General features: G+C 67.7%; 24 protein-coding genes and 1 tRNA gene. 17 read left to right on the forward strand and 8 right to left on the reverse strand.

Annotated features, from left to right (window positions below):
- The first annotated feature begins 42 nt into the window (after positions 1-42).
- The 6 genes from GV044_RS08350 (at position 43) to GV044_RS08375 (ending at position 5,779) form a co-directional block, all read left to right on the forward strand.
- Positions 43-1,872 (forward strand): aminopeptidase P family protein, encoded by a 1,830-nt coding sequence (locus tag GV044_RS08350; RefSeq protein ID WP_201299035.1) that lies wholly within the window; start codon positions 43-45, stop codon positions 1,870-1,872.
- Positions 1,873-1,985: 113 nt separating this feature from the next.
- Positions 1,986-2,366 (forward strand): VOC family protein, encoded by a 381-nt coding sequence (locus GV044_RS08355; RefSeq protein WP_159868047.1) that lies wholly within the window; start codon positions 1,986-1,988, stop codon positions 2,364-2,366.
- Positions 2,363-2,764, forward strand: a complete 402-nt coding sequence (locus tag GV044_RS08360; protein WP_159868050.1) for a cupin domain-containing protein — start codon at positions 2,363-2,365, stop codon at positions 2,762-2,764. Before GV044_RS08355 ends, GV044_RS08360 begins: the two co-directional genes overlap by 4 nt.
- 191 nt (positions 2,765-2,955) lie before the next feature.
- Positions 2,956-3,585 (forward strand): EF-hand domain-containing protein, encoded by a 630-nt coding sequence (locus tag GV044_RS08365; protein WP_159868053.1) that lies wholly within the window; start codon positions 2,956-2,958, stop codon positions 3,583-3,585.
- 29 nt (positions 3,586-3,614) lie between these two features.
- Positions 3,615-4,361 (forward strand): response regulator, encoded by a 747-nt coding sequence (locus tag GV044_RS08370; protein ID WP_159868056.1) that lies wholly within the window; start codon positions 3,615-3,617, stop codon positions 4,359-4,361.
- Positions 4,358-5,779, forward strand: coding sequence for an ATP-binding protein (locus GV044_RS08375; protein ID WP_159868059.1), 1,422 nt, complete (start codon positions 4,358-4,360; stop codon positions 5,777-5,779). Before GV044_RS08370 ends, GV044_RS08375 begins: the two co-directional genes overlap by 4 nt.
- Here GV044_RS08375 and GV044_RS08380 read toward each other — a convergent pair.
- A complete protein-coding gene (locus GV044_RS08380) occupies positions 5,772-8,459 on the reverse strand; it encodes a M1 family metallopeptidase (RefSeq protein WP_236554811.1) in 2,688 nt (895 codons plus the stop codon). The genes GV044_RS08375 and GV044_RS08380 overlap by 8 nt on opposite strands.
- A gap of 2 nt (positions 8,460-8,461) precedes the next feature.
- Positions 8,462-10,060, reverse strand: a complete 1,599-nt coding sequence (locus GV044_RS08385; RefSeq protein ID WP_159868061.1) for a helicase HerA-like domain-containing protein — start codon at positions 10,058-10,060, stop codon at positions 8,462-8,464.
- Between the two features lie 121 nt (positions 10,061-10,181).
- Between GV044_RS08385 and pabB the strand changes: the two genes are divergently transcribed.
- The 6 genes from pabB (at position 10,182) to GV044_RS08415 (ending at position 14,713) form a co-directional block, all read left to right on the forward strand.
- Positions 10,182-12,014, forward strand: a complete 1,833-nt coding sequence (gene pabB, locus GV044_RS08390; protein ID WP_159871113.1) for an aminodeoxychorismate synthase component I — start codon at positions 10,182-10,184, stop codon at positions 12,012-12,014.
- Positions 12,014-13,180, forward strand: coding sequence for a pyridoxal phosphate-dependent aminotransferase (locus GV044_RS08395; RefSeq protein WP_159868064.1), 1,167 nt, complete (start codon positions 12,014-12,016; stop codon positions 13,178-13,180). The genes pabB and GV044_RS08395 overlap by 1 nt, the downstream gene beginning before the upstream one ends.
- Complete coding sequence (locus GV044_RS08400; protein ID WP_159868067.1) at positions 13,177-13,890, forward strand: RluA family pseudouridine synthase; 714 nt, start codon at positions 13,177-13,179, stop codon at positions 13,888-13,890. The genes GV044_RS08395 and GV044_RS08400 overlap by 4 nt, the downstream gene beginning before the upstream one ends.
- The gene (arfB, locus tag GV044_RS08405) at positions 13,883-14,293 is read left to right on the forward strand and encodes an alternative ribosome rescue aminoacyl-tRNA hydrolase ArfB (protein WP_159868070.1); all 411 of its coding nucleotides are present in this window, start codon (positions 13,883-13,885) and stop codon (positions 14,291-14,293) included. The genes GV044_RS08400 and arfB overlap by 8 nt, the downstream gene beginning before the upstream one ends.
- 49 nt (positions 14,294-14,342) lie before the next feature.
- Positions 14,343-14,416, forward strand: a tRNA-Gly gene (locus GV044_RS08410).
- Between the two features lie 39 nt (positions 14,417-14,455).
- Complete coding sequence (locus GV044_RS08415; RefSeq protein WP_159868073.1) at positions 14,456-14,713, forward strand: hypothetical protein; 258 nt, start codon at positions 14,456-14,458, stop codon at positions 14,711-14,713.
- Between the two features lie 18 nt (positions 14,714-14,731).
- Here GV044_RS08415 and GV044_RS08420 read toward each other — a convergent pair whose 3' ends face one another.
- The 6 genes from GV044_RS08420 to GV044_RS08445 form a co-directional block, all read right to left on the reverse strand.
- Positions 14,732-15,085: a PRC-barrel domain-containing protein gene (locus tag GV044_RS08420; RefSeq protein ID WP_159868076.1), complete on the reverse strand. Its 354-nt coding sequence runs from the start codon at positions 15,083-15,085 to the stop codon at positions 14,732-14,734.
- A 58-nt stretch (positions 15,086-15,143) separates the two neighbouring features.
- Positions 15,144-16,061: an SDR family NAD(P)-dependent oxidoreductase gene (locus tag GV044_RS08425; protein WP_159868079.1), complete on the reverse strand. Its 918-nt coding sequence runs from the start codon at positions 16,059-16,061 to the stop codon at positions 15,144-15,146.
- Between the two features lie 46 nt (positions 16,062-16,107).
- Complete coding sequence (locus tag GV044_RS08430; protein WP_159868082.1) at positions 16,108-17,307, reverse strand: CaiB/BaiF CoA-transferase family protein; 1,200 nt, start codon at positions 17,305-17,307, stop codon at positions 16,108-16,110.
- Complete coding sequence (locus GV044_RS08435; protein WP_159868085.1) at positions 17,307-18,323, reverse strand: alpha/beta hydrolase; 1,017 nt, start codon at positions 18,321-18,323, stop codon at positions 17,307-17,309. The genes GV044_RS08430 and GV044_RS08435 overlap by 1 nt, the downstream gene beginning before the upstream one ends.
- A gap of 113 nt (positions 18,324-18,436) precedes the next feature.
- A complete protein-coding gene (locus tag GV044_RS08440) occupies positions 18,437-19,579 on the reverse strand; it encodes a MaoC family dehydratase N-terminal domain-containing protein (RefSeq protein ID WP_159868088.1) in 1,143 nt (380 codons plus the stop codon).
- Positions 19,580-19,614: 35 nt separating this feature from the next.
- Positions 19,615-21,183, reverse strand: a complete 1,569-nt coding sequence (locus tag GV044_RS08445; RefSeq protein WP_159868091.1) for an acyl-CoA synthetase — start codon at positions 21,181-21,183, stop codon at positions 19,615-19,617.
- Between the two features lie 107 nt (positions 21,184-21,290).
- Here GV044_RS08445 and GV044_RS08450 point away from each other — a divergent pair, with 107 nt between their 5' ends.
- The 5 genes from GV044_RS08450 (at position 21,291) to GV044_RS08470 (ending at position 26,459) form a co-directional block, all read left to right on the forward strand.
- Positions 21,291-22,067 carry an IclR family transcriptional regulator gene (locus GV044_RS08450; protein WP_159868094.1) on the forward strand — a complete coding sequence of 259 codons (777 nt, stop codon included), beginning with the start codon at positions 21,291-21,293 and terminating at the stop codon, positions 22,065-22,067.
- A 99-nt stretch (positions 22,068-22,166) separates the two neighbouring features.
- Positions 22,167-23,768, forward strand: a complete 1,602-nt coding sequence (locus tag GV044_RS08455) for a carboxyl transferase domain-containing protein (RefSeq protein ID WP_159868097.1) — start codon at positions 22,167-22,169, stop codon at positions 23,766-23,768.
- A 17-nt stretch (positions 23,769-23,785) separates the two neighbouring features.
- Positions 23,786-25,636, forward strand: a complete 1,851-nt coding sequence (locus GV044_RS08460; protein ID WP_159868100.1) for an acetyl/propionyl/methylcrotonyl-CoA carboxylase subunit alpha — start codon at positions 23,786-23,788, stop codon at positions 25,634-25,636.
- Positions 25,633-26,007, forward strand: a complete 375-nt coding sequence (locus GV044_RS08465; protein WP_159868103.1) for a TfoX/Sxy family protein — start codon at positions 25,633-25,635, stop codon at positions 26,005-26,007. The genes GV044_RS08460 and GV044_RS08465 overlap by 4 nt, the downstream gene beginning before the upstream one ends.
- Positions 26,007-26,459: a MaoC family dehydratase gene (locus tag GV044_RS08470; protein ID WP_159868106.1), complete on the forward strand. Its 453-nt coding sequence runs from the start codon at positions 26,007-26,009 to the stop codon at positions 26,457-26,459. Before GV044_RS08465 ends, GV044_RS08470 begins: the two co-directional genes overlap by 1 nt.
- Positions 26,460-26,489: the final 30 nt, after the last annotated feature.

Genomic DNA, 26,489 nt, shown 5'->3' on the forward strand with positions numbered 1-26,489 from the left:
TTCGACGTTTAACCCGCCGCCTGTACGAGACTCGCCATGCTGATGAACACCCACGAAGCCCGCCTGGACGCTCTGCGCAAGGAACTCGCTCGCCAGGGGCTCGACGGCTTCGTGGTGCCGATCTCGGACGAGCACATGAGCGAATACGTCGGCGGCTATGCCCAGCGGCTCGCCTGGCTGACCGGCTTCGGCGGCTCGGCTGGCACCGCGGTGGTGTTGACCGACAGCACGCTATCGCCCGCCGCCGCGATGTTCGTCGATGGGCGCTACACGCTGCAGGTACGCGATCAGGTGGACGGGCGCTTCTATGCTTACGAGAGCGTGCCGCAGACCAGCATCGCCAAGTGGCTGGGCGAGCACGCACCCGAGGGTGCCCGGATCGGCTACGACGCCTGGCTGCACGGCAAGGGCTGGGCCACTGCGGTATCCCGGGCACTGGAGGCTCGCGGCGGCGCGCTGGTCGCGGTCGAGCGCAATCCGATCGATGCGGTGTGGCAGGACCGCCCTGCCCCCTCGCCCGCCGCTGCGCTGGTCCATGGCGATGATCTGGCCGGCGAGACCAGCCAGGCCAAGCGCGAGGCGATCTCGAGCTGGCTGGCGGAACAGAAGCTGGATGCCGCGGTGATCTCCGCGCTCGATTCGATTGCCTGGCTGCTCAACATCCGTGGCCAGGACGTGGAGCGCACGCCGGTGGCGCTGTCCTACGTGCTCGCCCATGCCGATGGCACCGCCGAGCTGTTCATCGCGCCAGAGAAGGTCACGCCCGAACTGACGCGGCACCTGGGCAACGCCGTCCGCATCGAGCCGCGCGAGGCGTTCGTGCCCGCACTGGAGGGCCTGAAGGGCAAGCGCGTGGCGGTCGACCCCGAGCGGGCGGTCGCTGCGATCTTCGCCACGCTGGAGCAGGCCGGCGCGCAGGTCCTCGAAACGCGTGATCCCACCGTGCTCCCCAAGGCGGTGAAGAACCCGGTCGAGCAGCAGGGCCACCGCAATGCCCAGGCCCGCGACGGCGCGGCCGTCTCGCGGTTCCTGCGCTGGCTGGAGCGTGAGGGACCCACCGGCAAGGTCACCGAGATGTCCGCGGCCGACGCGTTGCAGGAGTTCCGCCGCCAGTCCGGCGACCTGCGCGACCTGTCGTTCGACACGATCTCCGGCGCCGGGCCGAACGGCGCGGTGGTGCACTACCGCGTGAGCGAGGAGACCAACCGCACGCTGGAGCCGGGCAGCGTCTACCTCGTCGACTCCGGCGGGCAGTATCCCGATGGCACCACCGACATCACCCGCACCGTGTGGATCGGCGCGCCCGGCGACCGGGCGCAACCCTCGGCCGAAGTGAAGGACCGCTTCACCCGCGTGCTCAAGGGCCACATCGCGCTGGCGCAGGCGGTGTTTCCGCAAGGCACTGCCGGGCACCAGCTGGACGTGCTCGCGCGCCAGTACCTATGGGCTGCCGGGCTCGACTATGCGCACGGCACCGGTCACGGCGTCGGCAGCTTCCTCTCGGTCCATGAGGGCCCGCAGCGGATCGCCAAGGCGGCGGGCGGCCAGGCCGGGACCGATCAGGAGCTGATCGCCGGCATGTTCCTCTCGAACGAGCCGGGCTACTACAAGACCGGCGCATACGGCATTCGCATCGAGAACCTGGTGCTGGTCGAGCCGCGCGACATCCAGGGTGCGGAAGGATCCTACCTCGGCTTCGAGACGCTGACGCTGGTGCCGATCGACTCGGCGCTGGTCGACGTCTCACTGCTCACGCCGAGCGAAATCGGCTGGTGGGACACCTACCACGCTCGCGTTCTGGACGTGATCGGGCCGCAGCTGGACGAGGAAGAGCGCGCCTGGCTGGAGGAGCGTTGCCGCCCGCCCAGCTGAGCGGCCACGGCAGCAGAGCATAGGGCTTGCAGCAAGCCTCCTGCCCCTTCACCATGCCGGCATGTCCGTGCCCGGCATGGTAAAGTCAGCCCAGGCAGGAGGGGAGAAACGCGATGCCCGTTGCCCACGTCACGTTCGGCACTACCGATTTAGCGGCCGGCGGCCGGTTCTACGACGCCGTGATGGATGCGTTCGGCGGGGCGCGATCGATGGAGACGCCCATCGCGATCGGCTGGGCGTTCCCCGAAGGCGGACCCAGCATCGGCATCTGCCTGCCTTATGACGGCCAACCCGCGACGCAGGGCAACGGCACCATGTTCGCGCTGTTCGCGAGCGACGAGGATCAGGTCCGGCGCGTGCATGCTGCAGCGCTGGCGAATGGCGGAAGCTGCGAAGGCCGTCCCGGATTGCGGCCTAACGGTTTCTACGCGGCCTATTACCGCGATCCGGACGGCAACAAGCTCAACGCCTTCTGCATGCCGGCGGTGTCATGACCGAGGCATCCAACGATCTGCGCACCCACCCGGTGCACCTGGGGCTCGGCGCCAAGGTCATTCCCCAGCCCGAGTTCGCCGGCATGCCGTGGTACGAGGCCTATGCCGCACGCACCGCGGCGGATGGCGCCGAGGGGCGCCTGGTCTCGCTCTACGACTTCGCCGAGAGCTGGGACAGCTGGGAGATGCACCCGGCGGGAGACGAGCTGGTCGTGTGCCTGGCCGGAGAGATCACGCTGATCCAGGAATTGCCGGATGGTCGCTTCCACTCCGAGCCGCTGCAGGCTGGCCAATACGCGATCAATCCGGCCGGCACCTGGCACACCGCAGACGTCGTCGAGCAAGCGACGGCGCTGTTCGTCACCGCCGGCCAGGACACGCAGCACCGTTCGCGTTGAAATTGCAGGCAAATGAACGGCAGCGCGCGGGTGATACAAATCATCACACTTTCGCGGGGCTCCGGCATACTCGCGCGACAACCGCGTTCTAGAAGGGGCATCAGAAAGTCGCAGGGCGCGAGTTCTCCTCCCTCCCCTTCCGTCCTGTGACTTTCGCCTTATTCCTCAGGACACCAGGATTGGAGACGACCATGAAAACAATCGCGATGGGCCTTTCCGCCGCTGCGCTGGTGCTGGCGGGCGGCGGTGCCTATGCCGCGCAGGTGCAGGCGCAGAACGCCCGCTGGGGTGACACCGACGGCAATGGCGTGCTCACCCGCGCCGAGGCTCAGGCGCAAGCGGCCACTCGCTTCGCGAAGCTGGACCAGAACAAGGACGGCAAGCTGGACCAGGCCGACCGCCAGCTTGCGCATGAGGCGCGGAAGACACAGATGTTCGAGCGGCTCGATACCAACAAGGATGGCCAGATCACCAAGGCCGAGTTCATGGCTGACCGCGGCCCAGGCGACCGCGGCCACCGCATGGCGATGCGCGGCGGTGATGGCGACAAGGGTCCCGGCATGGGTCCGAAGGGCCATCGCGGGGGTAGTCGTGGTGGCCACTGGGGCGGCCGCGGCGGCGGCATGATGATGGGCAAGATGGCCGACGCGAACAGCGACGGCGCCGTCACCCAGGTCGAGTTCTCGACCGCGGCGCTCAAGCGCTTCGACATGATCGACGCCAACAAGGACGGCCAGGTCACCAAGGAAGAGCGCCAGGCCGCGCGCGAGCAGATGAAGGCCAAGTGGCAGCAGATGCGCGAGCAGAAGGCACAAGGCTGATTGGACGGCCGCAGGGATCCGGATTGAGCATGAACGATACCGCGTCACTCCCGGCCGCCCCCAAGGTGCTGCTCGTCGATGACGAGGCCGCCCTGCGCGAACCCCTGGCGGAGTACCTCACCCGCCAGGGGTTCCTCATCACGGCAGCCGCGAATGCAGCCGAAGCGCGCAGCCGCCTGCGCGAGGACAAGCCGGATATCGTCCTGCTCGACATCATGATGCCGGGCGAGGACGGGCTGTCGCTGTGCCGTCACCTGGTGGAAAGCCGTGACATCCCGGTGATCTTCCTGACCGCGCGCGGCGAAGCCACCGACCGGATCGTCGGGCTGGAGATCGGCGCCGACGACTACGTCGTCAAACCTTTCGAGCCGCGCGAACTAGTCGCCCGCATCCGCAGCGTGCTGCGCCGAGCCGGGCGCAGCGCCGTGCCTGCGACCGAGAACGAGATCTTCGAATTTGAAGGCTGGCGCCTCGATCCCCTGAAGCGCCGCCTGAGCGACCGCGAGGGCGCCGTCGTCGCGATCTCTTCGGTCGAGTTCCGGCTGCTCATGGCGTTCCTGGAACACCCCCGCCAGGTGCTCGACCGCGACCGCCTGCTCGACATGGTGCAAGGGCGCGAGGCGCATCTGTTCGACCGCGCGGTCGACAACCAGGTCAGCCGCCTGCGCCGCAAGATCGAGGTCGACAGCCGCAATCCGCAGCTGATCCAGACCGTGTGGGGCGGCGGCTACATGTTCGCCGCCGACGTCAAGCGCATCGTCCAAGACGACGAATGAGGACGCTGCGCCCGGCCAGCCTGATGGGCCAGATGCTGCTCGCCGTCGCGGCGGCGCTGCTGCTCGTGCAGGGCCTAGGCGCCGCGCTGGTCTATCGCGCCCAGCGGGAGCGGTTCCAGGTCGAGACGATGAGCGCGCTCGCTTTCCGGCTGATTGCCGAGACGCGCGGCATCGAGCGCGCTCCGCGCAAGCTGCGGATGGGCCCGCGCGGCTTCTTCGGTGACCGCCTGCATCGCTTTGCCGTGGAAGCGCGCGGCACCTCGCCCCTGCAGGCCGGCGAGCGGCGCGATGCCGGTGCCGAGCAGAAGCTGCGCGAGATCCTGGCGAGCCAGGATTTCGGCACGACCGAAGTCGTCGTGCTGCGCCGTCCCTTGGCCTCGGACCCTTACGCCGAAGCGGCGCTCGCCAAGAGGGCGGACCGCATCGACTTGCCAGCCGCCGCACTCGACAGGGCGATGGACGCGGACCTCTACGTCGCCGGCGTTCGCTCGCCCCAGAGCGCGGGCTGGATGGTCGCGCGGGTACGGGCACCGCCATCGGCCAATGCGCTGCTGATCCCGCTCACGCTGCAGACGCTGGCGCTTTACGTGGTGCTGGTCGGCGTGGTCGCGCTGATCTTGCGGCGGATCACGCGGCCGCTCAACGCGCTCACCCGCCAGGTCGCCCGCTTTGCAGCGACGCAGGATCCGTCCGGCCAGGTCGAGCCGATGGGCCCACAGGACGTGCGCCAGTTGATCGTCGCCTTGAACGCGATGGAGTGGCGCATCTCCTCGCTGCTGGATGAGAAGGACGTCATGCTCGGCGCCATCGGCCACGACCTCAAGACGCCGCTCGCCGCGTTGCGGGTACGCATCGAATCGGTCGAGGACGACACCGAACGTCTGCGCATGGCCGCGACGATCGAGGACATCGTGCGCACGTTGGACGACATCCTCTCGCTTGCCCGTGTCGGCCGGCCCAGCGATCCGCTGGAACGCAATGAATTGTCGGCACTGGTCGCGTCTGTCGTCGAGGAATACGAGGACATGGCCGAGCCGGTGGAACTCGGCGAGACTGAGCGCCTGGTCCTGGAAGTGCGCCCGACATGGCTGCGGCGCGCGCTTCGCAACCTCATTGGGAACGCCCTGCGCTATGGTGAGCGGGCGCGTGTCTCGCTGGAACGTCAGAACGGGTTCGCCGTGATCCGCATCGACGATGATGGCCCGGGCATCCCCGAGACGTCGCTGGAAGCGATGACGCAGCCATTCATGCGCGGCGATCCCTCGCGCAACAGCGAGACCGGCGGCGCCGGGCTGGGCCTTGCGCTCGCCCGCGCGATTGCGGAGCAGCACGGCGGTGCGCTTCACCTGGCCAACCGGCGCCGACCAGATGGCACGGTCGAAGGCTTGACCGCGGAGCTGGCGCTGCCGCTCACTTGAGCCCGGCGAACTCCTCGGAGATCGCGCTGCCCAGCTCATTGTCGAGAGTGCCGCAGTTGCGGACCTGCTCGATCGAGCGCTCCAGTTGCAATGCCGCCGCCGTGCCGGCGAACCGTGGCCGCAAGTCGCGGATCATCTGCTCGGATTGCCCTATTGAGCAGAATTGCCCCAGCGCCGTGGCGATCCGGGACGCGTAGAACGGCCCCTCGCTGCCCTTCAGCAAGCTGTCGAGGTTCGCCACGATCCAGTCGTAGCCCAAAGAGCGGGTCGCGCGGCGCGCCATCACACCGTCGAGGATGTCGAGCCGTTCGCTGGCGCGCAGCCGCGGATCGGCAAGACCCAGCATCCAGGACGCGATCGCGGTGCGGCTGCTGCGCGCCGCCGCGACCAACGCTGCCGGCCGCGCCACCGGATCCTCGGACGACAGTGCATACTCGACCAGAGCACGCGCCGCATCTTCGCCGCCATCGACGATGTACAGGTCGAAGCCGTGGTCGATCCATGCTTCGTCCAATGCCGAGCGGTCGCCGGCGAGGTAGCGCGCCGCCGCGTCCTGTAATTGCCGGCGAAGCTTCGCGCCGCGCGGCGTGCCCAGCAGAGCGCCAAGCATCGCGGTACGCCAGCGCATGCGCGCGGGCGCCTCGCGAGCATAGACGCCTGCCCGCGGATCGAACCCATAGCGCTTGAGCAATGGTCCGTAGAGCCGCTGGCGCAGGCGCACCCAGCCCACGCGTCCGGGCACGTCGACCAGGCCCATCTTCACAAGCTTGCTCAGCTCGCCATCGGCTGCAAAGGCAGCGCGACTGTCGGTATGGTGGCTCAGCTCCGATGACAGGCGCGCCAGCTCGGCCACCGTCCCGCGCCCGGCCATGATCGATGCCGAGAGCGAGTCTGCCACGGATAGAGCTTCTCCTGCCGTCAGGCTGCGCCCCGCGCCGATCAGCGCCTGCCACATCCGCCGGGGCATGTCGAAGCGGTAGTAGCCCGTGCCCCAGGCATTGGGCACCAGCGGTTCGGTCCCGGGCACATCGAAGCTGGCGCTGCGCCCATCCATGATCTTGCACTGGCGCACGGCACCGCGGCGTACGCACACCGGGATGATCCAGCGCGTGGCCGGCGTCGGCTGGCCGAGCGGCGCATAGCGGATCTGGGTCGCGTTGAACCGCTCGCCGTCGCGCCCGAACACCAGCAGCGGCACGCCTTGCTGCTCGACGAAGCTGCGCAACGAGGAAACGATCCGCGGGTCGTCGGCGGCTTGCGACAGCGCGGCGAAGAAGTCCGCGCTGGTCGCCGTGCCATGCCGGTGGGCGGCGATGTAGCGGCGCACGCCATCGCGAAAGCGCGCCTCGCCCATGTAGGCGCCCATCATCGCCAGCACGTGCCCGCCCTTGCCGTAAGTGATCGGATCGAAGGCACTGTCGATCTGCGCCGTCGCGGTGATCGGCTGGCGCACCGCGCGCCCGGCTCGGAGCGAATCCACCTCCATGGCTGCGAAGCCCTCGTCCAGCGTGCCCGACCAGATGTCGAGATCGGGGCGCCAGGCCTGCCCGATCAGATAGCCCATGGCGTTCGCGAAGCTTTCGTTGAGCCACAGGTCGTCCCACCAGGCCGGGGTGACGAGATCGCCGAACCACTGATGCGCCAGCTCGTGCGCGACGATCCGTCCGAACTCCTTCTGCTGGGCGAGTGGCGCGTTACGGTCCATGACCAGCAGATCGTCGCGGTAGAGATCGGCGCCCGCGTTCTCCATCGCTCCCGGCAGGATCGGCGTCGTGATCTGGTCGAGCTTGGGATAGGGGAACGGCTCACCGAAGTAATCCTCCAGCAAGCGCACGATCTGGCCGGAGTTTTCACGCGCATAGTCCAGCCGACCGGCATTCTGGCGCGTGGAGACGATGCGCAACGGCAGCGGATCAGCGCGCTGGCGGGTGGGCTCCACGCTGCCCTCCTGCGTCACGAAGGGCCCGACCATCATCGCGACGAGGTACGTCGGCAGAGGCGCAATCGGCGCGAAGCGGTGGACGTCGAGCGTGCCCTCGTGCGTGAGCGGCAGCTCCGGGCCGTTGGCGATCGCCTTCAGCCCTGCCGGGGTGCGCAGCGTCACTTCGAACGGTGTCTTGAATCCCGGCTCGTCGAAGCCCGGAAAGGCCGCGCGTGCGTCGGTCGACTGGAATTGCGTCCAGCTGTACCACGCGCCATCGACACGGACGTGGAACATGCCCGCGGCGGTGTCGCCGAACGGGGCATCGTAGTCGAACACCAGCGTCGCCGGCCCGGCGGGCAGCGGCTCAGGGAACGCGATGCGGGCCGCGCCGTACCGGTCGAGCTGCGACCAGGCACCCGGGATCGTGCGGGAGCCGACTTGCGCCACCACCCGCCCGACGTTGAGGTCGCGCCCGTGGAGGAACACCTCCTTTGCGCTCGCGGCCAGGACGACGGCGATCTCGGCATGGCCGGAGAAGCGGGCTTGCGCAGGATCGACCGTCAGGTCGAGCCGGTACGCAGTCGGTCGCACGGCGTCGCCCAGCCGACCCAGCGGGTGAGGCGGCGGCGGCGCCCTGCGTCCCTGCACCTCGATCGTGGGCGTATCGCCAGCATCATCCGCGGCATGCGCGGGGCAGCCGACGGCGCACAGCACGAACAGCGCTGCGCACCAGGTCGGAAGCCGCCACCCGGACACTCTCAGCGCATCAACCCACCGATGAGGTTGCGCGCGAAGCGGCCGATGCCCGGGATGCCGATCGCCTTTTCCAGCGTGCTGCCGATGGTGCCCGCCGCCGCGCTTGCGGCGCTGGCGCGCGGGCTGGCCCGGCTGGTCTTGCCCTGCAGCTTGCCTGCCAGGATCGAGCCGGCACTGGCGGCGGCGGCTCCGGCGGCGGCGCGCGCGACCTTGCCGCCCAGGCCATCCCACAAGCTGGGGCTCTTGCGCTCCTGCCGCCCAACCGCCTCGGCGCCCTTGTCGGCGACCTCCTGCGCCGTCGCTGCCGCATCGCTAGCCTTGGCCGCAAGCACCTCCTCGGCACTCTCGCGATCGACGCGGGTGTCGTACTTGCCGGAGAATGGGCTGATCGACTGCACGATCGCGCGCTCTTTTGCCGTCACCGGCCCCAGCCGCGAGCGCGGCGGCGCGATCAGGGTGCGTTGGACGATACCGGGTGCGCCTTCCTCGTCGAGCGTCGAGACCAGCGCCTCGCCGGTCTTGAGCTCGGTAATCGCGCGCTCGACATCGAGATCGGGATTGATGCGAAACGTCTCGGCCGCGGCCTTGATCGCCTTCTTGTCGCGCGGAGTGAACGCCCGCAGCGCATGCTGCACGCGGTTGCCCAGCTGCCCGGCGATTTCCTCGGGCACGTCGATCGGGTTCTGGGTGACGAAGTAGACGCCGACGCCTTTGGAGCGGACCAGGCGCACGACCTGCTCGACCTTCTCCTGCAGCGCCTTGGGCGCATCGTCGAACAGGAGGTGCGCCTCGTCGAAGAAGAACACCAGCCGCGGCTTATCGAGGTCGCCCACTTCGGGAAGCGTCTCGAACAGCTCTGCCAGCAGCCACAGCAGGAACGTGGCGTAGAGCTTGGGGCTGCGCATCAGCTTGTCGGCGGCGAGCACGTTGATGACGCCTCGCCCCTGCTCGTCGCAGCGGATGAAGTCGTTGATCTCCAGCGCCGGTTCGCCGAAGAACTGGGCGCCGCCCTGGCTCTCCAGGCTCAGCAGCTGGCGCTGGATCGTGCCGACGCTGGCCTTGGTGACGTTGCCGTACTTGGTGGAAAGCTCGCTCGCATGCTCGGCGGTGTGGACGAGCATGGCCTGCAGGTCTTCCAGGTCGAGCAGCAGCAGGCCCTGGTCGTCGGCGAAGCGGAAGGCGACGTTAAGCACGCCTTCCTGGGTCTCGTTCAGATCCAGCAATCGCGCGAGCAGCAGCGGCCCCATTTCCGAGATCGTGGTGCGGATCGGGTGACCCTGCTCGCCGTAGAGATCCCAGAACACCGCCGGATTGTCGGAGTAGGCATAATCCGTCAGCCTGATCTCCTTGGCCCGTGCTTCCAGGGCGGCGGCGTTCTTGAACGTGGGGCTGCCGGCCATGGCGATGCCGGATAGATCGCCTTTCACGTCGGCCAGGAACACCGGCACGCCCGCAGCGGAGAACTGCTCGGCCACCGTTTGCAACGTCACCGTCTTGCCGGTTCCGGTCGCCCCCGCCACCAGGCCGTGGCGGTTGGCGCGCGAGAGGCGCAGGACCTGGCGCTCACCATTGCTGCCCAGTCCCAGGTAGATCTCAGACATCTGCGCTCCCGATCTTATTGCCGCGACGATAGTGCCCACCGCTCGCTCACGCGAGAGGCATTTTGCCACCGCATGACGGAACCGCTAGGGCGCTGTCGTGCCGCCGCCCACCACCTCTCCCATGCCAGCCGGATCGCCGTTCGTGCTGCTCGACGATGCGCGTGCAGACGGTGCGAAGGCGGCGCGGCTCTATCGCGATCCGCACGAGCTGGTGATTGCCCGCCGTGCCGATGAAGCGCTGCCCGCGCTCGACCGGCTGCGGCGGCTTTCGCGCGACGGAGCCTACCTTGCCGGCTCCATCGCCTACGAGGCAGGCCTGGCACTCGAACCACGCCTGGCGCCTCTGCTGCAAGGGCGCGTCGGTGATGCGCCGCTCGTCTGGTTCGGCGCCTTTGCCGGATATGAGACGATCGCACCCAGCGCGGTGCCGGCATGGCTCGCTGCCGAGGCTAAGCCGGCGGCGCCACCCGCGATCGGCCCGCTCGAACCGCAGCTTTCGCAAGGTGCTTACGCGCAGGCCTTCGCCACTGTGCGCGAGGCGATCGCTGCCGGGGACATCTACCAGGCCAACCTCACCTTTCCGCTCGCGGGACCGTGGCAAGGCGATGCGCTTGCCCTCTACGCCGCGCTCCGGCCCGGCGCCGCGGCGGGACACGGCGGCGTGGTGCACGACGGGAGCGGCTGGCTGCTCAGCTTCTCGCCCGAGCTATTCTTCGCGCTGCAAGCGGGCGAGGTTACCGTACGGCCGATGAAGGGCACGCGACCGCGCGGCCGCGAGTTGGCCGAGGACGCCAGGCTGCGCGATGACCTCGCCGCATCGGCCAAGGACCGAGCCGAGAACCTGATGATCGTCGACCTGATGCGCAACGACCTGTCGCGCATCGCCGAGCCGGGTAGCGTGTGCGTGGAGGCGCCGTTCGCTGTGGAGACTTATCCCACCGTCCACCAGATGGTCTCGACCGTGCGCGCGCGGCTGACGGCCGGCCGCGATGCCGTCGACGTGCTGCGCGCCCTGTTTCCCTGCGGTTCGGTGACCGGCGCGCCCAAGATCCGCGCGATGGAGTGGATCGCCCGGGTCGAGCGCGATCCGCGCCAGGCGTACTGCGGCAGCATCGGCCGGATCGATCCCTCTGGCGATGCCGCGTTCAATGTGGCAATCCGCACCCTTCGCCTGGAACCGGGCAAGTCAGGCCAGGGCGGCCGGGCGGTTCTGGGCGTCGGCTCCGCGATCGTCGCGGATTCGCAAGCACTTCCCGAATGGCGGGAATGCCTGGTCAAAGGGGGGTTCGTGCGACAATCGGGACATGTCCCCCAAGGCGGAAGTGCTGCAGGCGCCGCCCGCTTCGACCTGATCGAGACGATGCGCTTCACGCCCGAGGACGGCATTCCCCTGCTCGAGCTGCACCTGGAGCGGCTGCGGACCAGCGCCGACGCCCTCGGCTTCGCGTTCGACAGGCATGCGTTACGTAATGCCATCCAGGCGCTGTGCTTCGATGCCGAGCGACCCGCGAAACTGCGGCTGGTTGCCGCACGCAGCGGCGCCTATAGCCTGGAACTGGCCGACCTGCCCGACACCTTGCCGGTGCCGATGACCTGCGCCGTGCTCCCGCTTCCGGTGGACGAAAGCGACTGGCGCCTGCGCCACAAGAGCACCGATCGCAGCTTCTACGAAGGCGGCCTGGCGGTCGCGCGCGGCGCCGGCGCGCACGAAGCGCTGTTCCTGCGCGACGATGGCCTGGTCACCGAGGGCACCTTCACCAACATCTTCGTCGAGCGCGACGGCGTGCTGCTGACGCCGCCCGCTTCGCTCGGACTGCTGCCAGGCGTGCTGCGCCGCTCGCTGCTCGACGCCGGACGCGCGCGCGACGCCGAATTGACGCTTGACGAGCTCGCCGACGGTTTCCTGGTCGGCAATGCCTTGCGCGGCCTCATGCCCGCGCGGCTGCTCACCTGATGCATACCTCCACCGCCCTCGCGCGCATCGCGCCTTCGCAGACCACCGCCATGAGCGACCGGGCCGCGCGCCTGCGCGAGCAAGGCGTGGACATCATCTCGCTCTCGGTCGGCGAACCCGACTTCGCGACGCCGCCGCACGTGATCGCCGCAGCCAAGGCCGCGCTCGACGCCGGCGAGACGCGTTACACACCCGTCGGCGGCACCACCCGGCTCAAGCAAGCCGCCGCCCTGCACTTCGCGCGCGACCTGGGTCTTGAAGTCCCGACCAGCCAGGTCACGGTCAGCGCCGGGGGCAAGCAGGCGATCTTCCACGCCCTGCTCGCCACCGTCAGCGAGGGCGACGAAGTGATCGTACCGGCACCCTGGTGGGTCAGCTATCCCGAGATCGTACGCTTTGCCGGCGGCAGCGTCGTCCCGCTGATCACTTCGGCGGCGCACGACTACCTGTTCGATGGCGCCGACCTAGAAGCACAGATCGGTCCACGCACCCGCTGGCTGCTGCTCAACAGCCCCGGCAACCCGACCGGGGCCTGGTACCCGCCCGAAATGCTGCGCAGCATTGGCGCCGTGCTGCGCCGTCATCCGCAGGTCTTGGTACTATCCGACGACATCTACGCACCGCTCAACTACACCGGCAAGAGCCACGTCACGCTCGCCACCGAGTGCCCCGACCTGACCGATCGGGTGCTGACCGTCTCAGGCGTGTCCAAGAGTCACGCGATGACAGGCTTCCGCATCGGCGTCGCCGCAGGGCCAGAGTGGCTGATCCGCGCGATGGAGACGCTGCAGTCGCATTCCTCCGGCAATCCCTCGTCGATCAGCCAGGCCGCCGCAGTCGCCGCGTTCGAGGGCCAGCAGGAGTTCCTGGCTGAGTGGCGCGACCGCTTCCGCACCCGCCGTAACATGGTGGTCGACGCGATCAACGCCATCCCCGGCCTGTCCACGCCGGTGCCGCAGGGCGCGTTCTACTGCATGGTCGATGCTGCACCCTTGATGGCCCGCTTCGGCGACGATGCTGCACTCGTGCTGCACTTGCTGGACCATGGCGTTGCGGTGGTCCCGGCTTCCGCGTTCGGTGGCCAGCACGGCTTCCGCATCAGCTTTGCCGCCGACGAGGCGAAGCTCGCCGAAGCCGTGCGCCGCATTGCAAAGGCCGTCGCATGAGCCCGTTCCCGATCCTGTTCGAAGACGGCGAAGCCCTCGTCATCGACAAGCCCGCCGGCCTGCCGCTCGACACACCGCGCGCCGGCGGGCGCAGCCTGGAGGACGATCTTGGCAATCTGCGCCTGAACTTCCAGCGCGATCCCGCTCCGGTCCACCGCCTCGATCGCGACACATCAGGTTGCCTGCTGCTTGCCCGCAATCCCAAGGCGCTGAAGCGCTTCGCCGCCGCGTTCGAGGCGCGTACCGTGGAGAAGGTCTACCTCGGCGTGGTCGACGGCAGCGTCGAAGGCGATGAGGGCACGATCGATCTCGCGCTATCGAAAGTCAGCACCGCCAAGGACGGCTGGCGCATGATCCCGGCGCGAAAGGGCAAGCCGGCGATTACACGCTGGCGCAAGCTGGCCGAGCATGACGGCCGCACCCTGGTGGAGTTCCGCCCCCAGACCGGCCGCACCCACCAGATCCGCGTCCATGCCGCCAGCGGTCTCGGCGCGCCGCTGCTCGGCGATCCGGTGTACGGGACCGGCAATGCTGCACGCACCATGCTGCACGCTGCCGCGCTGACGGTGCCGCGCGATGGCAAGCCGTCGGTGACCGCCATCGCGCCATTTCCCGCCGACTTTGCTGCGCTCGGCTTTGCAGCGCCGGGCGTCACAGCGCCAGACTCTGCATCGCTAGACTCCGCACCGCCGCCGGGCGACGATGCCTGACGATCTGATCGACCGAGCCCAGGCACTGGCGAGCGAAAGCTTCATCGCCGCCTCCGGCCCGGGCGGGCAGAACGTCAACAAGGTGGCGACAGCGGTTCAGCTGCGCCTCGACGTCTATGCGCTGCGGCTCTCGCCTCCGGTGTTCGCGCGGCTGAAGGAACTGGCCGGCAGCCGCATGACCAGCCGTGGCGAACTGGTCATTGCCGCCCGCCGCTTTCGCACCCAGGAAGCCAACCGCGCCGACACCCGCGAACGACTAGCCGAACTGCTTACCGAGGCACAGAAACTGCCCACCCAGCGCGCGAAGAGCCGCCTCAACCGCGTCGGCAAGGAGCAGCGGATCAAAGGCAAGAAGCTGCGCGGCTCGGTCAAGGCCGGCCGCGGCAAAGTCAGCTTCGACTGAACACACGCGTTGACGCGCAGCCTTCGCCCATGGCACTAGGCCCACCGACGCGGGTGTAGCTCAATGGTAGAGCAGCAGCTTCCCAAGCTGAATACGAGGGTTCGATTCCCTTCACCCGCTCCAGTTCCGGCAGCACGCATACGCAACCCTGAGGTGACCTGCATGAAGCTATGCTATGGTGTCCTGCCGCTGATTGGAATGGCTGCCTCTTCGGCGCTGGCGCAGAGCACGTCGCAGTGGGATTCGACTGCGGCGATCACGCGTGCGGCGAGCGAGTGCAACATACCCTCGACTTATGTGTCGGCAGAGCTCGGAGCGGATGGCGTCGTGCGCGTCCAGGTATCGCCCAGCATCACCGCCTACCAGGCAGACTGCGCCGTCAACGTGATCAAAGGCTTCGGGGTGCGCGTCCGGCGCTGAGCACCATCGCGCCGGCTCTCACCAGATCTGCATCTCGGCATCCTCTGCGGAGATGCGGCCGTGTTCGCTCATCACGTCCTTGCTGATGTGCGAGACGTATCCGCCGAGGTCCGGGTCGTAGGTCAGGTCCTGCCAGGGCACGAGCAGGAAGCGCGTGGCGCCGAGGCCAAACAGGCCGCTGTCGGAGACGATCACGTGCGCGACCTGGCCGGTGCGCTTGTTGACCATGAAGTTGTGCACGTGGCCGACCTTGTGGCGGTCTTGCCCGTAGACGGCGGTACCTTCGACACGGTTAGAGGCGATCAGGTCGTGGTTGCCGACGGTTTCGATCGGGGCATCGGGTTCGGTGGTGTCGACTTCGCGTTCGGGCATGTCCAAGGCTCCTTCGGAGGAATTGCTCCTTTGCCGCCCGTAACGCGTGTGCCGGCGTTCAGTTCGCTCCTTCGCGGATCATCTTGAAGCCGTACAGCAGATGGTCGAGCTGTCCGTCGGGTACCGGCGGGAAGGCCAGGCTGTCACCATCGGTGCGGATCAGGTCGATCTGCTCGGCGACATCCTCCAGCGACCACTCGGGCTGGTAGACACCGGCGTTCTCGGCGATCCAGGCGCGCGCAACCCGGCCACCCATGGCGACGTACATTTCGCCGCTGGCGGTGCAGTCCTCGTGGCAGAGATACCCGACCATCGGCGCCACTTGCTCGGGCTCCATCGGCGGGAACTTGCTGGTGTCGATCCCCTCCGACATGCGGGTGACAGCAGCCGGCACGATCAGGTTGGACTTTACGTTATGGTTCTGGCCTTCGATCGCGGCGGTGTTCGACAGGCCCATGAAGCCGGCCTTGCAGATCGAGTAGGTGACGTTGTCCGACTTGCCGTAGAGCCCATTGATCGAGCTGGTCAGGACGATGCGGCCATAGCCTTGCGCCATCATCAGCGGAAATGCCTCGCGCACGACGTGGTATGCGCCCTTGAGGTGCACGTCGAGCACGGCGGTGAAGTCCTCGTACGCAAGCTCGGACAGCGATCCGCGGCGCACGTTGCCGGCCGAATGGATCAGGATGTCGACGCGGCCAAACGCATCGAGCGCGGACTGGATGATCGCCTTGCCGCCCTCGGGCGTCGCCACGCTATCAGTGTTGGCGATCGCCTCGCCGCCATTCGCGCGGATCTCGGCTGCGAGCGCTTCGGCCGGACCTTCCTCGGTGAGGTCACCCGCCATTGACACGCCGGGATCGTTGATCACCACCTTGCAGCCGCGGCTCGCGAGCAGCAGCGCGTGCGCCCGGCCGAGCCCGCGGCCGCCGCCGGTGATGACCGCGACGCGGTTGTCGAAGCGCAAGTCAGCCATGGTTCTCTCCCCATTCGTTCCGACCCGTCTTAGCGCGGCGTCGGCCTCAGGCAACGACCCCGGCGGCCTTCAGCGCGGCGATCCGCTCGGGCGATAAGTCGAGCACGTCGGCCAGGATCGCCTCGGTATGCTGGCCGAGCACGGGTGGCGCTTCGGGAACGGGCTGCTCGGCACCGGTGAAGCGGATCGAGCGGTTGACGATCGGGATCGTGCCCAAGGTCGCGTGCTCGGTCTCGACCACCATCTGGCGGGCCACGGCCTGGGGCTGGTTCAGCGCCTCGGTGACACCGAGGATCGGAGCATGCGGTACTTCGTGCTCGGTAAAGATCGCGACGAGTTCCTCGACCGTGCGCTCTTGCGTGAAGGCCGAAACGATAGCGTTGACCTCCTCGCGCGCGTCGCGGCGCTTCTCCAGGGTGTCGTAGCGAGCGTCGTCAGTCAGGTCCGGGCAGTCGATCGAGCGGCAGACGCGGCTCCAGAAGCCCGGCGTCAGGCAGGCGATGACGATCGAGCCGTCCTTGGCCGGGAAGATCCCGTAAGGCACCAGGTTCGGGTGCTGCGATCCGACCCGCTGGGGGTCCTGGCCGGTGAAGAAGGCGAGCTGCGCGATGTAGCCGAGCATGCCCGTCAGGCCGTCCATCAGGCTGACGTCGATGTGGCGGCCGACGCCGGTCCGCTCCCGCTCGTAGAGCGCGGAGAGGATGCCGATCGGGCCGTTGATCCCGCCGACCAGGTCGCCAAGCGGTATGCCCAGCTTGGTCGGCAAGCCATCACGCTCGCCGTTCATCGACAGCGTGCCGGACATCGCCTGCAGCACGATGTCGAAGCTGGGCCGATCCTTCAGCGGCCCGGTCTGACCGTAGCCGGAGATCGAGCAGTAAATCAGCCGCGGGTTGATCGCCTTCAGCGCCTCGTAGCCCAGTCCCAGCCGCTCCATCACCCCCGGGCGATAGTTCTCGACCAAGACGTCGCACTTGGCGGCGAGATCCTTGACCAGCGTCAGGCCTTCAGGGCTTTTCAGGTCCACGACGATCGACTTCTTGCCGCGGTTGATCGCCAGATAGTAGTGGCTCTCGCCATCGCGGGTCGGCGGGAAGGTGCGGGTCTCATCGCCGGTGCCGGGTGGTTCGATCTTGAACACCTCGGCGCCGAGATCGGCAAGCGCCAGGCTTGCCGCTGGGCCGGCCAGCACACGCGTGAAGTCGATCACGCGCACGCCGGCGAGAGGGCCCATCCATTCGCTCATCAGTTCAGGTTCTCACGGAAGAAGGCGACGATCGCGTCATAGGCGTCGCGGGCTTCGGGCAGTGCCAGGTTGTAGTAGTAGCAATGTCCCATGCTCTCGCCCACGATCAGGGTCGAGCGCACGCCCGCTTTGATCAGCTGCGAGTTGGTGTAGATGGCCGGGCTGAGGTCGATCGAGCGAGTGCCGGTGATGATCAGCGTCGGCGGGAACCGGGCCAGCACGTCGAGGTGGTAGGCCGGCCAGGCGCTCGGGTCATCGGCGTCGATGCCGTTGAAATAGCCCTTGGTGATGTCTGGCGGAGCGCTGCCATCGGCAGGCGGCGGCGGGAACGCGCCGTCGATGTAACCGGTGACGTAAGCGGACTCGCCCGCTTCGAACGGCACGCCGCCAGCGCCGAACACGCCGATGGCGCCCGCCTGGGGCAAGCCGTGCGCGGCGAGCCATGCAGCGGTCTGCGCGGTTAGAACGCCCCCCGCCGAGCCGCCATAGATACCGATCCGGCCCGGCGCATAGTCCTGCAACAGCCCGGCATATACCGCCGCCACGTCCTCGATCGCAGCCGGGTGGCGGTGCTCGGGCGCCATGCGGTAGTCGACGCTGACCACGCGCATACCGGCGAGCACGGCCATTGGGATCGTCTCGACCAGCGCCACACCGTCCCAACCCACGGTGAAGGCGCCGCCGTGCAGGTTGATCAGCACGCGATCCGGATCATGGCCGCCATCCGACGGGGTGACGTCGAGCACCGGCACGCCGCCGATGGTCTTCGCTTCGATCTCGACGGCGAAGGTCTCGCGCAGCTTGGCGATTGATGGCGCCATGTAGGCGTTGATCTGCTGGCGGCGCAGCGGCGCAGCATCAATGCCCGTCGTGTCGACCGGCGGCACAGTGGCACGGAGGCGCTGAGCCGCCGCCGCTTCCTCACTGACGAGACGCGAGATCGGCAGCGTAAATGCGGGCACGCGCACATCGCCATTCGCTTCGAACTGCGGCGTGACGGTCTGATCCTGATCCATGTCCTCTTCCCTTTCGCGCTTCGACCGGTCTGTTGAACGACAAGGCCCGAACCTCGCGAAAGGTCCGGGCCGAAGTCGTCATGCCGGTTTGGAAGCGAGCATGTGGGCGGCGATCAGCCCTTGCTCGGCAGTTCGGCGACGGCGGTGCCGAAGGCCGAGAGCTCGTTGCGGTGGGTGGTCGCCTTCTGCTCGATCTCGACGTACTTCTTGCCGTTCTCCTCGAACTTGCGGATCACCTCGCCGGTGATGACGATGGCGTCGCCGTCGGGATTGTGGCGGCGGATCTGGCAGCTCGACTTGTGGAGGAAGCCGTCGTCGCCGATCCAGTCGGTGATGTGGTGCGTCAGCCACGAGGTGCGCTCTGGGCCGTAGTCGTAGGCGCCCGGCGCGCCGACCTCGAGGGCGAAGTCCTCGTCCCAGTGCACGCGCTCGGGGCAGTCCGGCACGTTGAAGCGGTTGCGGATGCCCAGGCCCGGGTGCGCCTTCTGCATCTTGTACGCCAGGCGGTTGGCGCGGATGTAGAGGCCGCCCCAGCCTTGCGCGTAGGCGATGAAGCCGGTGACGGTCATCGGCCCCTTCATCATCGGCGGCAGCTTGTCGCCGACGTTCACGTCCTCGAAATAGCGCGGCACCGCGCCACGGATCTCTTCGCGGTCGTAAATGTCGTAGAACTCGTCGAGCTGTTCCTGGGTGAAGGGCTCCACGCGGCCGCGGGCTTCGGTGTACTTGGTGCCACGCTCGCGCGCTTCGTCGCGGTCGGTGCGGAACACCCACGAGTCGGCGCCCGCCAGGTGGTCGCCGTTCTGATTGTAGAAGTCGACGTGGTAGATCTGCTGGAACGAGCGCCCGGCGAACTTAGTCTGGTGCTCGACGAGGTCCTTCAGGTAGGCCTCGGTCCGGATCGTGTCGTTGCGCAGGACCGGCTGGTGCCAGGTCCAGTCGGCGCCGGCCCACATGGCGTGCACGCCGGCAAGGCCGCCGCAGTAGCCCGAGACGATGCGGCTAGTGCTGAACAGGAACGACGGCAGCGCGACGATGGTGCCGTACTTGGTGTTCTTGGCGTACTCGGGGTCGCACCACAGCGGGTTATCGTCGCCGATGCCGTGCGCGTAGTGGCGGATCGCGTCGCGGCTCGCCTCGTAGTTCCAGGGCTCGACCGTGTTCTCGATCTTGACGCCCATGCGGGCGCGCAGATCGTCGAGGCCTTGCTCGGTGATCTTGGGAAACTTGTTCTTGGGGGCGTCTGCTTCTGCCATCTTGCTCTTCCTAGGTAAGATTGGGTGTGAGGGGATCAGGCGACTGCGGCTTGTGCAGCCTTCGCCGCCTCGCGATCGCGCAGCATTTTGCGGTGAACCTTGCCGGCGGGGTTCTTGGGTAGCTCGTCGACGAACTCGACGATGCGCGGGAATTCGTGCTGCGCCAGGCGCTCGCGAGTGAAGTCCTGCAATTCCTTGACCAGTGCGTTGGTGCCTTCGCAGTTGGCGACCACGAAGGCCTTCACCACTTGGCCGCGCTGCTCGTCGGGCACGCCGATCACCCCGCATTCCATCACGTTGTCGTGGCGCAGCATGGTGTTCTCGATCTCGACCGCGGACATCGTCCACCCGGCCGAGATGATCACGTCGTCGGCGCGGCCGCAGTGGTAGAAGTAACCGTCCGCGTCGGTCCTGGCGCGGTCCTTGGTGGTCATCCACCCGCCGCCTCGCCAGAGCATCAATTCGCCGATTTCACCGGGTTCGGTTTGCGACCCGTCGGGCCGGTGAACTTCGAGCTTCTGGCCGGGAACGGCCTTGCCGAGCGAGCCGGGCTTCACTTCGAAGTCCTCGGCACCCGGGTAATTGACCAGCACCACGCCGATCTCGGTGGTGCCGTACATCGAGCAGGCCGGCACCTTGAAGGTCTCGTCGATCCACTCCAGCGTCGCCGGGTCGATCGGCTCGCCGGTGAACGACAGCTTCCGGAAGTGGAACTGGAAGTCGCCCCCTTTCCCGCTGTTCTTCATCATACGGTAGTGGGTGGCGGCCGCGCTCATGTTGGTGATGCCGAAGTCGTCCAGCGCCTTCATCAGCCGCACCGGATCGAAGCGGCCGGCGAAAGTGCCGGTGGTCACACCCATTGCCAACGGCGCCAGCGTGCCGTGCCACAAGCCGTGTCCCCAGGCAGGTGAGGATGGGCAGAAGAACTCGTCACCCGGGCGGATACCGGTGCCGTAAAGCGCCGCGAACATCAGCGTCACCAGCGTGCGATGCGAATGCTTCACCGCCTCGGGCAGCTCGCGCGTGGTGCCGCTGGTGTACTGGAACACGGCCATGTCGTTTGCCCTGGTCTTGGGCGTATAAGTGGTCGGCAGGTCCGAGAGCGAGGCGAGGAAGGCATCGTCCGCAACGATCACGCGCGGGCCGTCCATGCTGCGGGCCAACTCGGCCTTCTCAGCATTGGTGATCAGGATCGAAGGGTTGCAGTCACCCACCCGCAGCCGCAGCGCGTCAGGCCCGAACAGCGTGAACAGCGGCACCGAGATCGCGCCGGTCTGCATCGCGCCGAACAGGCAGACGTAGAAGGGTAGCGAAGGCTCGAGCATGAAAGCGATCCGCTCGCCGGGCTGCACGCCTTCCTTGTCGAGCCAGTGCGCAAACTGCGCGGCACCGGCCGCGATCTGGTCGAAGCTGAGGATCGCGTCGGAACCGTCGGCGTTGGCAAGCCGCACCGCCGGCCGACCCGAGCCATCGGCATGCCGCGTGATGCATTCATGCGCGATGTTCAGGTGTTCGCGATCGCCATCGAACAGCTCCCACAGCGCCGCCGAATTCGCGTGCGCCTGAGCGTCGGCATAGCTGCTGTAGTCGGTCAGCCTGGTCATCGAACAATCCCGTCGCACCTGGAGTCGGCACGTTGTTTTCACCGTTGACAGGTTCATGGCACATCGTAGTTGCTATTGTAAATATCGAATGCTATTCAATATATCGAATGAACCCCCTCGCTCCTCCTGCGGACGCTAAGTCCAAAGCACCGGCGATCGCGCGCGCGGCCGCGATCCTGCGCCTGTTGGGAAAGCGCGGTGCGCCGATGGGCGTGCAGGCGATCGCCCGCGAGTTGGGGCTGGTGCCGAGCACGTGCCTTTACGTGCTGCGCGCCCTCGCTGAGGAAGAGCTGGTTGCCTTCGATCCGGACACCAAGCGCTACGCGCTCGATGCCGGCGTCCTCACCTTGGCGCGCCAGTGGTTGCGCCACGATGCCTTCCACGACCTGGCCCAGCCGGTGCTCGATCGCATCGCGCGCGAGTTCGGCCTGACGACGCTGGGGGCGCAGTTGTTCGGCCTCGACCACATCATCGTCACCGCCATGTCGCAGGCCGGTGCCGCGATCCAGCTCTCGACCGAAGTGGGCAGCCGCTTTCCGGCACTGGTGTCCGCCACTGGTCGGTGCATCGCCGCATTTGGTGGCTGGAGCGATGCACAGCTGCGCCCCAGGTTCGACAAGCTGCGCTGGGACGAGGCTCCCGACTGGGATACCTGGAAGGCGCAGGTGGAGGCCGCTCGCGTGGAGGGCATCGCCGTGGACGCTGGACACTACATCGCCGGTGTCACTGTCGTTGCGGCACCCGTCTGGAAGCAGCCGGGCCGGCCAAGCCACGCCCTGGTCGCAATCGGCCTGGGCAGCGCGGTGCGCGGCGAGGCGCTACCTTCGTTGAAAGCCGCACTGCTTGCCGCCGCGCGCACTCTAAGCGAGCGGATGTCGGGCTGATGCGCGCGCGACTTCGCTTTACCTCGCCCGCGATGCCTGCCTACAGGCATGGGAAAGAAGGACTGGGACGGGAATGATAAGCATGCACGAGCTGCCACGATGAGCGCGCCGGTGCTCCCCACCAAGCTCGACCTCGCCAGTCCGGAGGCGCAGGCCCGTGCCGCGCACAACCGCGCACTGGCGGCCGAGCTGCGCGAGCGTGTCGCCAAGGCCGCACTCGGCGGCGACGAACGCTCGCGTGCCCGCCACGTCAGCCGTGGCAAGCTGCTGCCGCGCGACCGGGTGGAGCGTCTGCTCGATCCCGGCTCGCCGTTTCTGGAGATCGGGCAGTTGGCCGCCAACGGTCTCTACAACGACGAAGTGCCGGGCGCCGGGATCATCGCCGGGATCGGCCGGGTCTCGGGCCGGCAATGCATGGTCTTTGCCAACGACGCCACGGTGAAGGGCGGCACCTACTTCCCGATGACGGTGAAGAAGCACATCCGCGCGCAGGAGATCGCCGAGGCCAACCGCCTGCCGTGCGTCTACCTGGTCGACAGCGGCGGCGCCAACTTGCCCAACCAGGCCGAGGTCTTCCCCGACCGCGACCACTTCGGCCGGTTCTTCTTCAACCAGGCGCAGATGAGCGCGAAAGGCATCCCGCAGATCGCCAGCGTCATGGGCAGCTGCACCGCCGGCGGCGCCTATGTGCCCGCGATGAGCGACGAGAGCGTGATCGTGAAGGAGCAGGGTACGATCTTCCTCGCCGGCCCGCCGCTGGTGCAGGCGGCGACCGGCGAAGTGATCAGCGCCGAGGACCTTGGCGGTGGCGATCTGCACAGCCGCAAGTCGGGCGTGACCGACCACCTCGCCGACAGCGACGAGCATGCTCTCACCATCGTGCGCGACATCGTCAGCCACCTCGGCCTTGCGTACCAGCACAAGCTGGAGTTGCGCGAGCCGCGGCCGCCGAAGTACGATCCGCAGGAACTCTACGCGATTGTCCCGGAGGACGTGCGCGCGCCTTACGACGTGCACGAGGTGATCGCGCGCGTCGTCGACGGCAGCGAGTTCCACGAGTTCAAGGCGCTTTACGGCACCACACTCGTCTGCGGCTTCGCGCATATCTGGGGCATGCCGGTAGCAATCCTGGCCAACAACGGCGTGCTGTTCTCCGAATCCGCACAAAAGGGTGCGCACTTTATCGAGCTCGCCTGCCAGCGCGGCATTCCGCTGCTGTTCCTGCAGAACATCTCGGGCTTCATGGTCGGCGGCAAGTACGAAGCCGAGGGCATCGCCAAGCACGGCGCCAAGCTGGTCACCGCGGTGGCGACCGCGCAAGTGCCCAAGCTGACGGTGCTGATCGGCGGCAGCTTCGGCGCCGGCAACTACGGCATGTGCGGCCGCGCTTACGACCCACGCTTCCTGTTCACCTGGCCCAACGCGCGCATTTCGGTGATGGGCGGCGAGCAGGCCGCCTCGGTGCTGGCGACCGTCCACCGCGACGCGGCCAAGTGGACGCCGGAGGAAGCCGAAGCCTTCAAAGCCCCGATCCGCCAGATGTACGAGGACGAGGGCAACCCCTACTACGCCACCGCCCGCCTGTGGGATGACGGGGTGATCGATCCCGTCCAGACCCGCGACGTGCTGGGCCTGGCGCTGGCCGCTTGCCTCGAAGCCCCGATCCCGGAGGCACCCCGCTTCGGGGTGTTCCGGATGTGATGACTGGAGGCAGCACCATGATCCGATCCCTCCTCATCGCCAATCGCGGCGAGATCGCCTGCCGGGTGATCCGCACCGCGAAGAAGCTCGGCATCCGCACCATTGCGGTCTACTCCGACGCCGACGCCCAGGCTCTCCACGTTCGCGAGGCGGACGAGGCCGTGCACATCGGCCCCTCGCCCGCGCGCGAAAGCTACCTTGTCGGCGAGCGCATCCTGGCAGCCGCCCAGCAGACCGGAGCCGAGGCGATCCACCCAGGCTACGGCTTCCTGTCCGAGAACTCGGCCTTCGCGCAGAGCGTCATTGACGCCGGGCTCGTCTGGGTCGGGCCGAACCCGGCTTCAATCGACGCCATGGGCCTCAAGGACGCGGCCAAGAAGCTGATGGCCGCGGCCGGCGTGCCGGTGACGCCCGGCTACATGGGCGAGGACCAGAACCCCGAGCTCCTCGCTGCCGAGGCCGCCAAGATCGGCTACCCCGTCCTCATCAAGGCCGTCGCGGGCGGGGGCGGCAAGGGCATGCGCCTGGCCGAAAGCCCGGACGCCTTTGTGGACGCGCTCGCCTCCTGCCAGCGCGAGGCGGCGTCCTCGTTCGGCAACGACCATGTGCTGATCGAGAAGTACATCCTCTCGCCCCGCCACATCGAAGTGCAGGTGTTCGGCGACAAGCACGGCAACGTGGTCCACTTGTTCGAGCGCGACTGCTCGCTCCAGCGCCGCCACCAGAAGGTGATCGAGGAAGCGCCCGCGCCCGGCATGGACGAGGCGACCCGCGCCGAGCTGTGCGCCTCGGCTGTCCGCGCGGCCAAGGCCGTCGACTACGTCGGTGCGGGCACGATCGAGTTCATCGCCGATGGCTCGGAAGGTCTGCGCGCCGACCGCATCTGGTTCATGGAGATGAACACCCGCCTCCAGGTCGAGCACCCGGTGACCGAAGAGATCACCGGCGTCGACCTAGTCGAGTGGCAGCTACGCGTCGCGAGCGGCGAGCCGATCCCGATGGCGCAGGACGAGCTCGGCATCGACGGCTGGGCGATGGAAGCGCGCCTCTACGCCGAAGATCCGGCAAAGGGTTTTCTGCCCTCGATCGGCAAGCTGGAGCTGCTGCAGTTCGGCGACGCGGAGGCAGGCCGGATCGATACCGGCGTCTACGAAGGGGCCGAGGTCTCGCCGTTCTACGACCCGATGATCGCCAAGGTCATCGCCTGGGGCGAGGACCGCGACGAGGCGCGCGAGCGCCTCTCCGACATGCTGAGCGACAGCGCGGTGTGGCCGGTGAAGACCAATGCCTCGTTCCTGGTCAAGGCACTGGAGCACCCCGACTTCGTCGCCGGCACCGTCGATACCGGCCTGATCGGCCGCGACGGCGAGGCGATGGCCGAAGTGCCGCAACCCTCTGCCGAAGTCCTCGAAGCGGCGGTGGCGGCGCTGGTGCCCGCCTACGCCACGCCGGGCCTGCGCCTCAACGCCGCTCCGGTGCGCAAGGCCTGGTTCTTGCTCGACGGGCAAGAGATCGAGGTGGCGCTACGCGAAGGCAGCGAAGAGCCGACCGACGCGGTGCTGCTGACCGAGCAGGGCCAGGCCTGGCAGCTCACCCCATGGCGCCGCGAAGGCGTGCACGGCGCGGCAGCAGGCTCAGGCGCGATCCTGGCGCCGATGCCGGGCAAGGTCATCGCGGTTGAGGTCGAGACGGGGCAGGCCGTCACCGCCGGGCAGAAGCTGCTGACGCTCGAGGCGATGAAGATGGAGCATACCCTCACGGCGCCGTTCGACGGCGTGGTCGCGGAGCTGAACGCCAGCGCCGGCCAGCAGGTACAGGTCGAGGCCTTGCTGGCGCGCATCGAGGAAGCCGCCGGCGACGAGGCATGAGCACCGCCAAGCAGAAGGAGCGCCACGCCGAGATCGTCGACTGGGTGAGCGAGAGCCTGGAACCGCTCGGCATCGTGACCGCGCGCGCGATGATGGGCGGGCAGACGCTCTACTGCGACGGCGTGGTCTTCGCGATCGTCGCTGGGGGCGAGCTGTGGTTCAAGGCCGATGCCGCGACCGACCACGAGTGGGACTCGGCAGGACGCGAGAAGTTCACCTACGACCGGGACGGCAAGCCGGCCTCGATGAACTACCGCCTCGCGCCCGACGACGTCTACGACTACCCCGAAGAGATGATGCGCTGGGCCGAACTGGGCCTCGTCGCCGGACGTCGCGCAGCAGCCAAGAAAAAGCCGAAAAAGGATACCTGATGCCGGGCAAGTTCTTCGACGAGTGGCAGGTGGGGACACGGATCACACACCAGCCCAGCCGCACCGTCACCGAGACCGACAACCTGTTGTTCAGTGCCATGACGCACAACATGCAGCCGCTGCACCTCGACGCCGAGGCCGCCAAGGCGAGCGAGTTCGGGCAGATCCTGGTGAACTCGACCTTCACTTTCAGTCTCGCGGTCGGGCTGTCGATCGCCGACACGACGGTCGGCACGCTGGTGGCGAACCTGGGCTTCGACAAGGTGGTCACGCCCAAGCCGACCTTTATCGGCGACACGCTGACTTGCCACAGCGAAGTGGTGGAGATCCGCGAGAGCAAGTCGCGGCCGGGCCAGGGAATCGTCGTGTTCAAGCATGAGCTGACCAACCAGCACGGCGAGACGGCGCTGTCGATGCTGCGCACCGTGCTGCTGAAGAAGCGGGGAAGCTAAGACCCCTAATCCCGCGTGAGCCAGGGTCGA

The sequence above is a fragment of the Novosphingobium sp. 9U genome, from assembly GCF_902506425.1.
Classification (GTDB): domain Bacteria; phylum Pseudomonadota; class Alphaproteobacteria; order Sphingomonadales; family Sphingomonadaceae; genus Novosphingobium.

Coding starts and splice junctions, on each gene's coding strand:
- GV044_RS08350 (WP_201299035.1), top strand. CDS start 43: ATGAACACCCACGAAGCCCGCCTGGACGCTCTGCGCAAGGAACTCGCT.
- GV044_RS08355 (WP_159868047.1), top strand. CDS start 1,986: ATGCCCGTTGCCCACGTCACGTTCGGCACTACCGATTTAGCGGCCGGC.
- GV044_RS08360 (WP_159868050.1), top strand. CDS start 2,363: ATGACCGAGGCATCCAACGATCTGCGCACCCACCCGGTGCACCTGGGG.
- GV044_RS08365 (WP_159868053.1), top strand. CDS start 2,956: ATGAAAACAATCGCGATGGGCCTTTCCGCCGCTGCGCTGGTGCTGGCG.
- GV044_RS08370 (WP_159868056.1), top strand. CDS start 3,615: ATGAACGATACCGCGTCACTCCCGGCCGCCCCCAAGGTGCTGCTCGTC.
- GV044_RS08375 (WP_159868059.1), top strand. CDS start 4,358: ATGAGGACGCTGCGCCCGGCCAGCCTGATGGGCCAGATGCTGCTCGCC.
- GV044_RS08385 (WP_159868061.1), bottom strand. CDS start 10,060: ATGTCTGAGATCTACCTGGGACTGGGCAGCAATGGTGAGCGCCAGGTC.
- pabB (WP_159871113.1), top strand. CDS start 10,182: ATGCCAGCCGGATCGCCGTTCGTGCTGCTCGACGATGCGCGTGCAGAC.
- GV044_RS08395 (WP_159868064.1), top strand. CDS start 12,014: ATGCATACCTCCACCGCCCTCGCGCGCATCGCGCCTTCGCAGACCACC.
- GV044_RS08400 (WP_159868067.1), top strand. CDS start 13,177: ATGAGCCCGTTCCCGATCCTGTTCGAAGACGGCGAAGCCCTCGTCATC.
- arfB (WP_159868070.1), top strand. CDS start 13,883: ATGCCTGACGATCTGATCGACCGAGCCCAGGCACTGGCGAGCGAAAGC.
- GV044_RS08415 (WP_159868073.1), top strand. CDS start 14,456: ATGAAGCTATGCTATGGTGTCCTGCCGCTGATTGGAATGGCTGCCTCT.
- GV044_RS08420 (WP_159868076.1), bottom strand. CDS start 15,085: ATGCCCGAACGCGAAGTCGACACCACCGAACCCGATGCCCCGATCGAA.
- GV044_RS08425 (WP_159868079.1), bottom strand. CDS start 16,061: ATGGCTGACTTGCGCTTCGACAACCGCGTCGCGGTCATCACCGGCGGC.
- GV044_RS08430 (WP_159868082.1), bottom strand. CDS start 17,307: ATGAGCGAATGGATGGGCCCTCTCGCCGGCGTGCGCGTGATCGACTTC.
- GV044_RS08435 (WP_159868085.1), bottom strand. CDS start 18,323: ATGGATCAGGATCAGACCGTCACGCCGCAGTTCGAAGCGAATGGCGAT.
- GV044_RS08440 (WP_159868088.1), bottom strand. CDS start 19,579: ATGGCAGAAGCAGACGCCCCCAAGAACAAGTTTCCCAAGATCACCGAG.
- GV044_RS08445 (WP_159868091.1), bottom strand. CDS start 21,183: ATGACCAGGCTGACCGACTACAGCAGCTATGCCGACGCTCAGGCGCAC.
- GV044_RS08450 (WP_159868094.1), top strand. CDS start 21,291: ATGAACCCCCTCGCTCCTCCTGCGGACGCTAAGTCCAAAGCACCGGCG.
- GV044_RS08455 (WP_159868097.1), top strand. CDS start 22,167: ATGAGCGCGCCGGTGCTCCCCACCAAGCTCGACCTCGCCAGTCCGGAG.
- GV044_RS08460 (WP_159868100.1), top strand. CDS start 23,786: ATGATCCGATCCCTCCTCATCGCCAATCGCGGCGAGATCGCCTGCCGG.
- GV044_RS08465 (WP_159868103.1), top strand. CDS start 25,633: ATGAGCACCGCCAAGCAGAAGGAGCGCCACGCCGAGATCGTCGACTGG.
- GV044_RS08470 (WP_159868106.1), top strand. CDS start 26,007: ATGCCGGGCAAGTTCTTCGACGAGTGGCAGGTGGGGACACGGATCACA.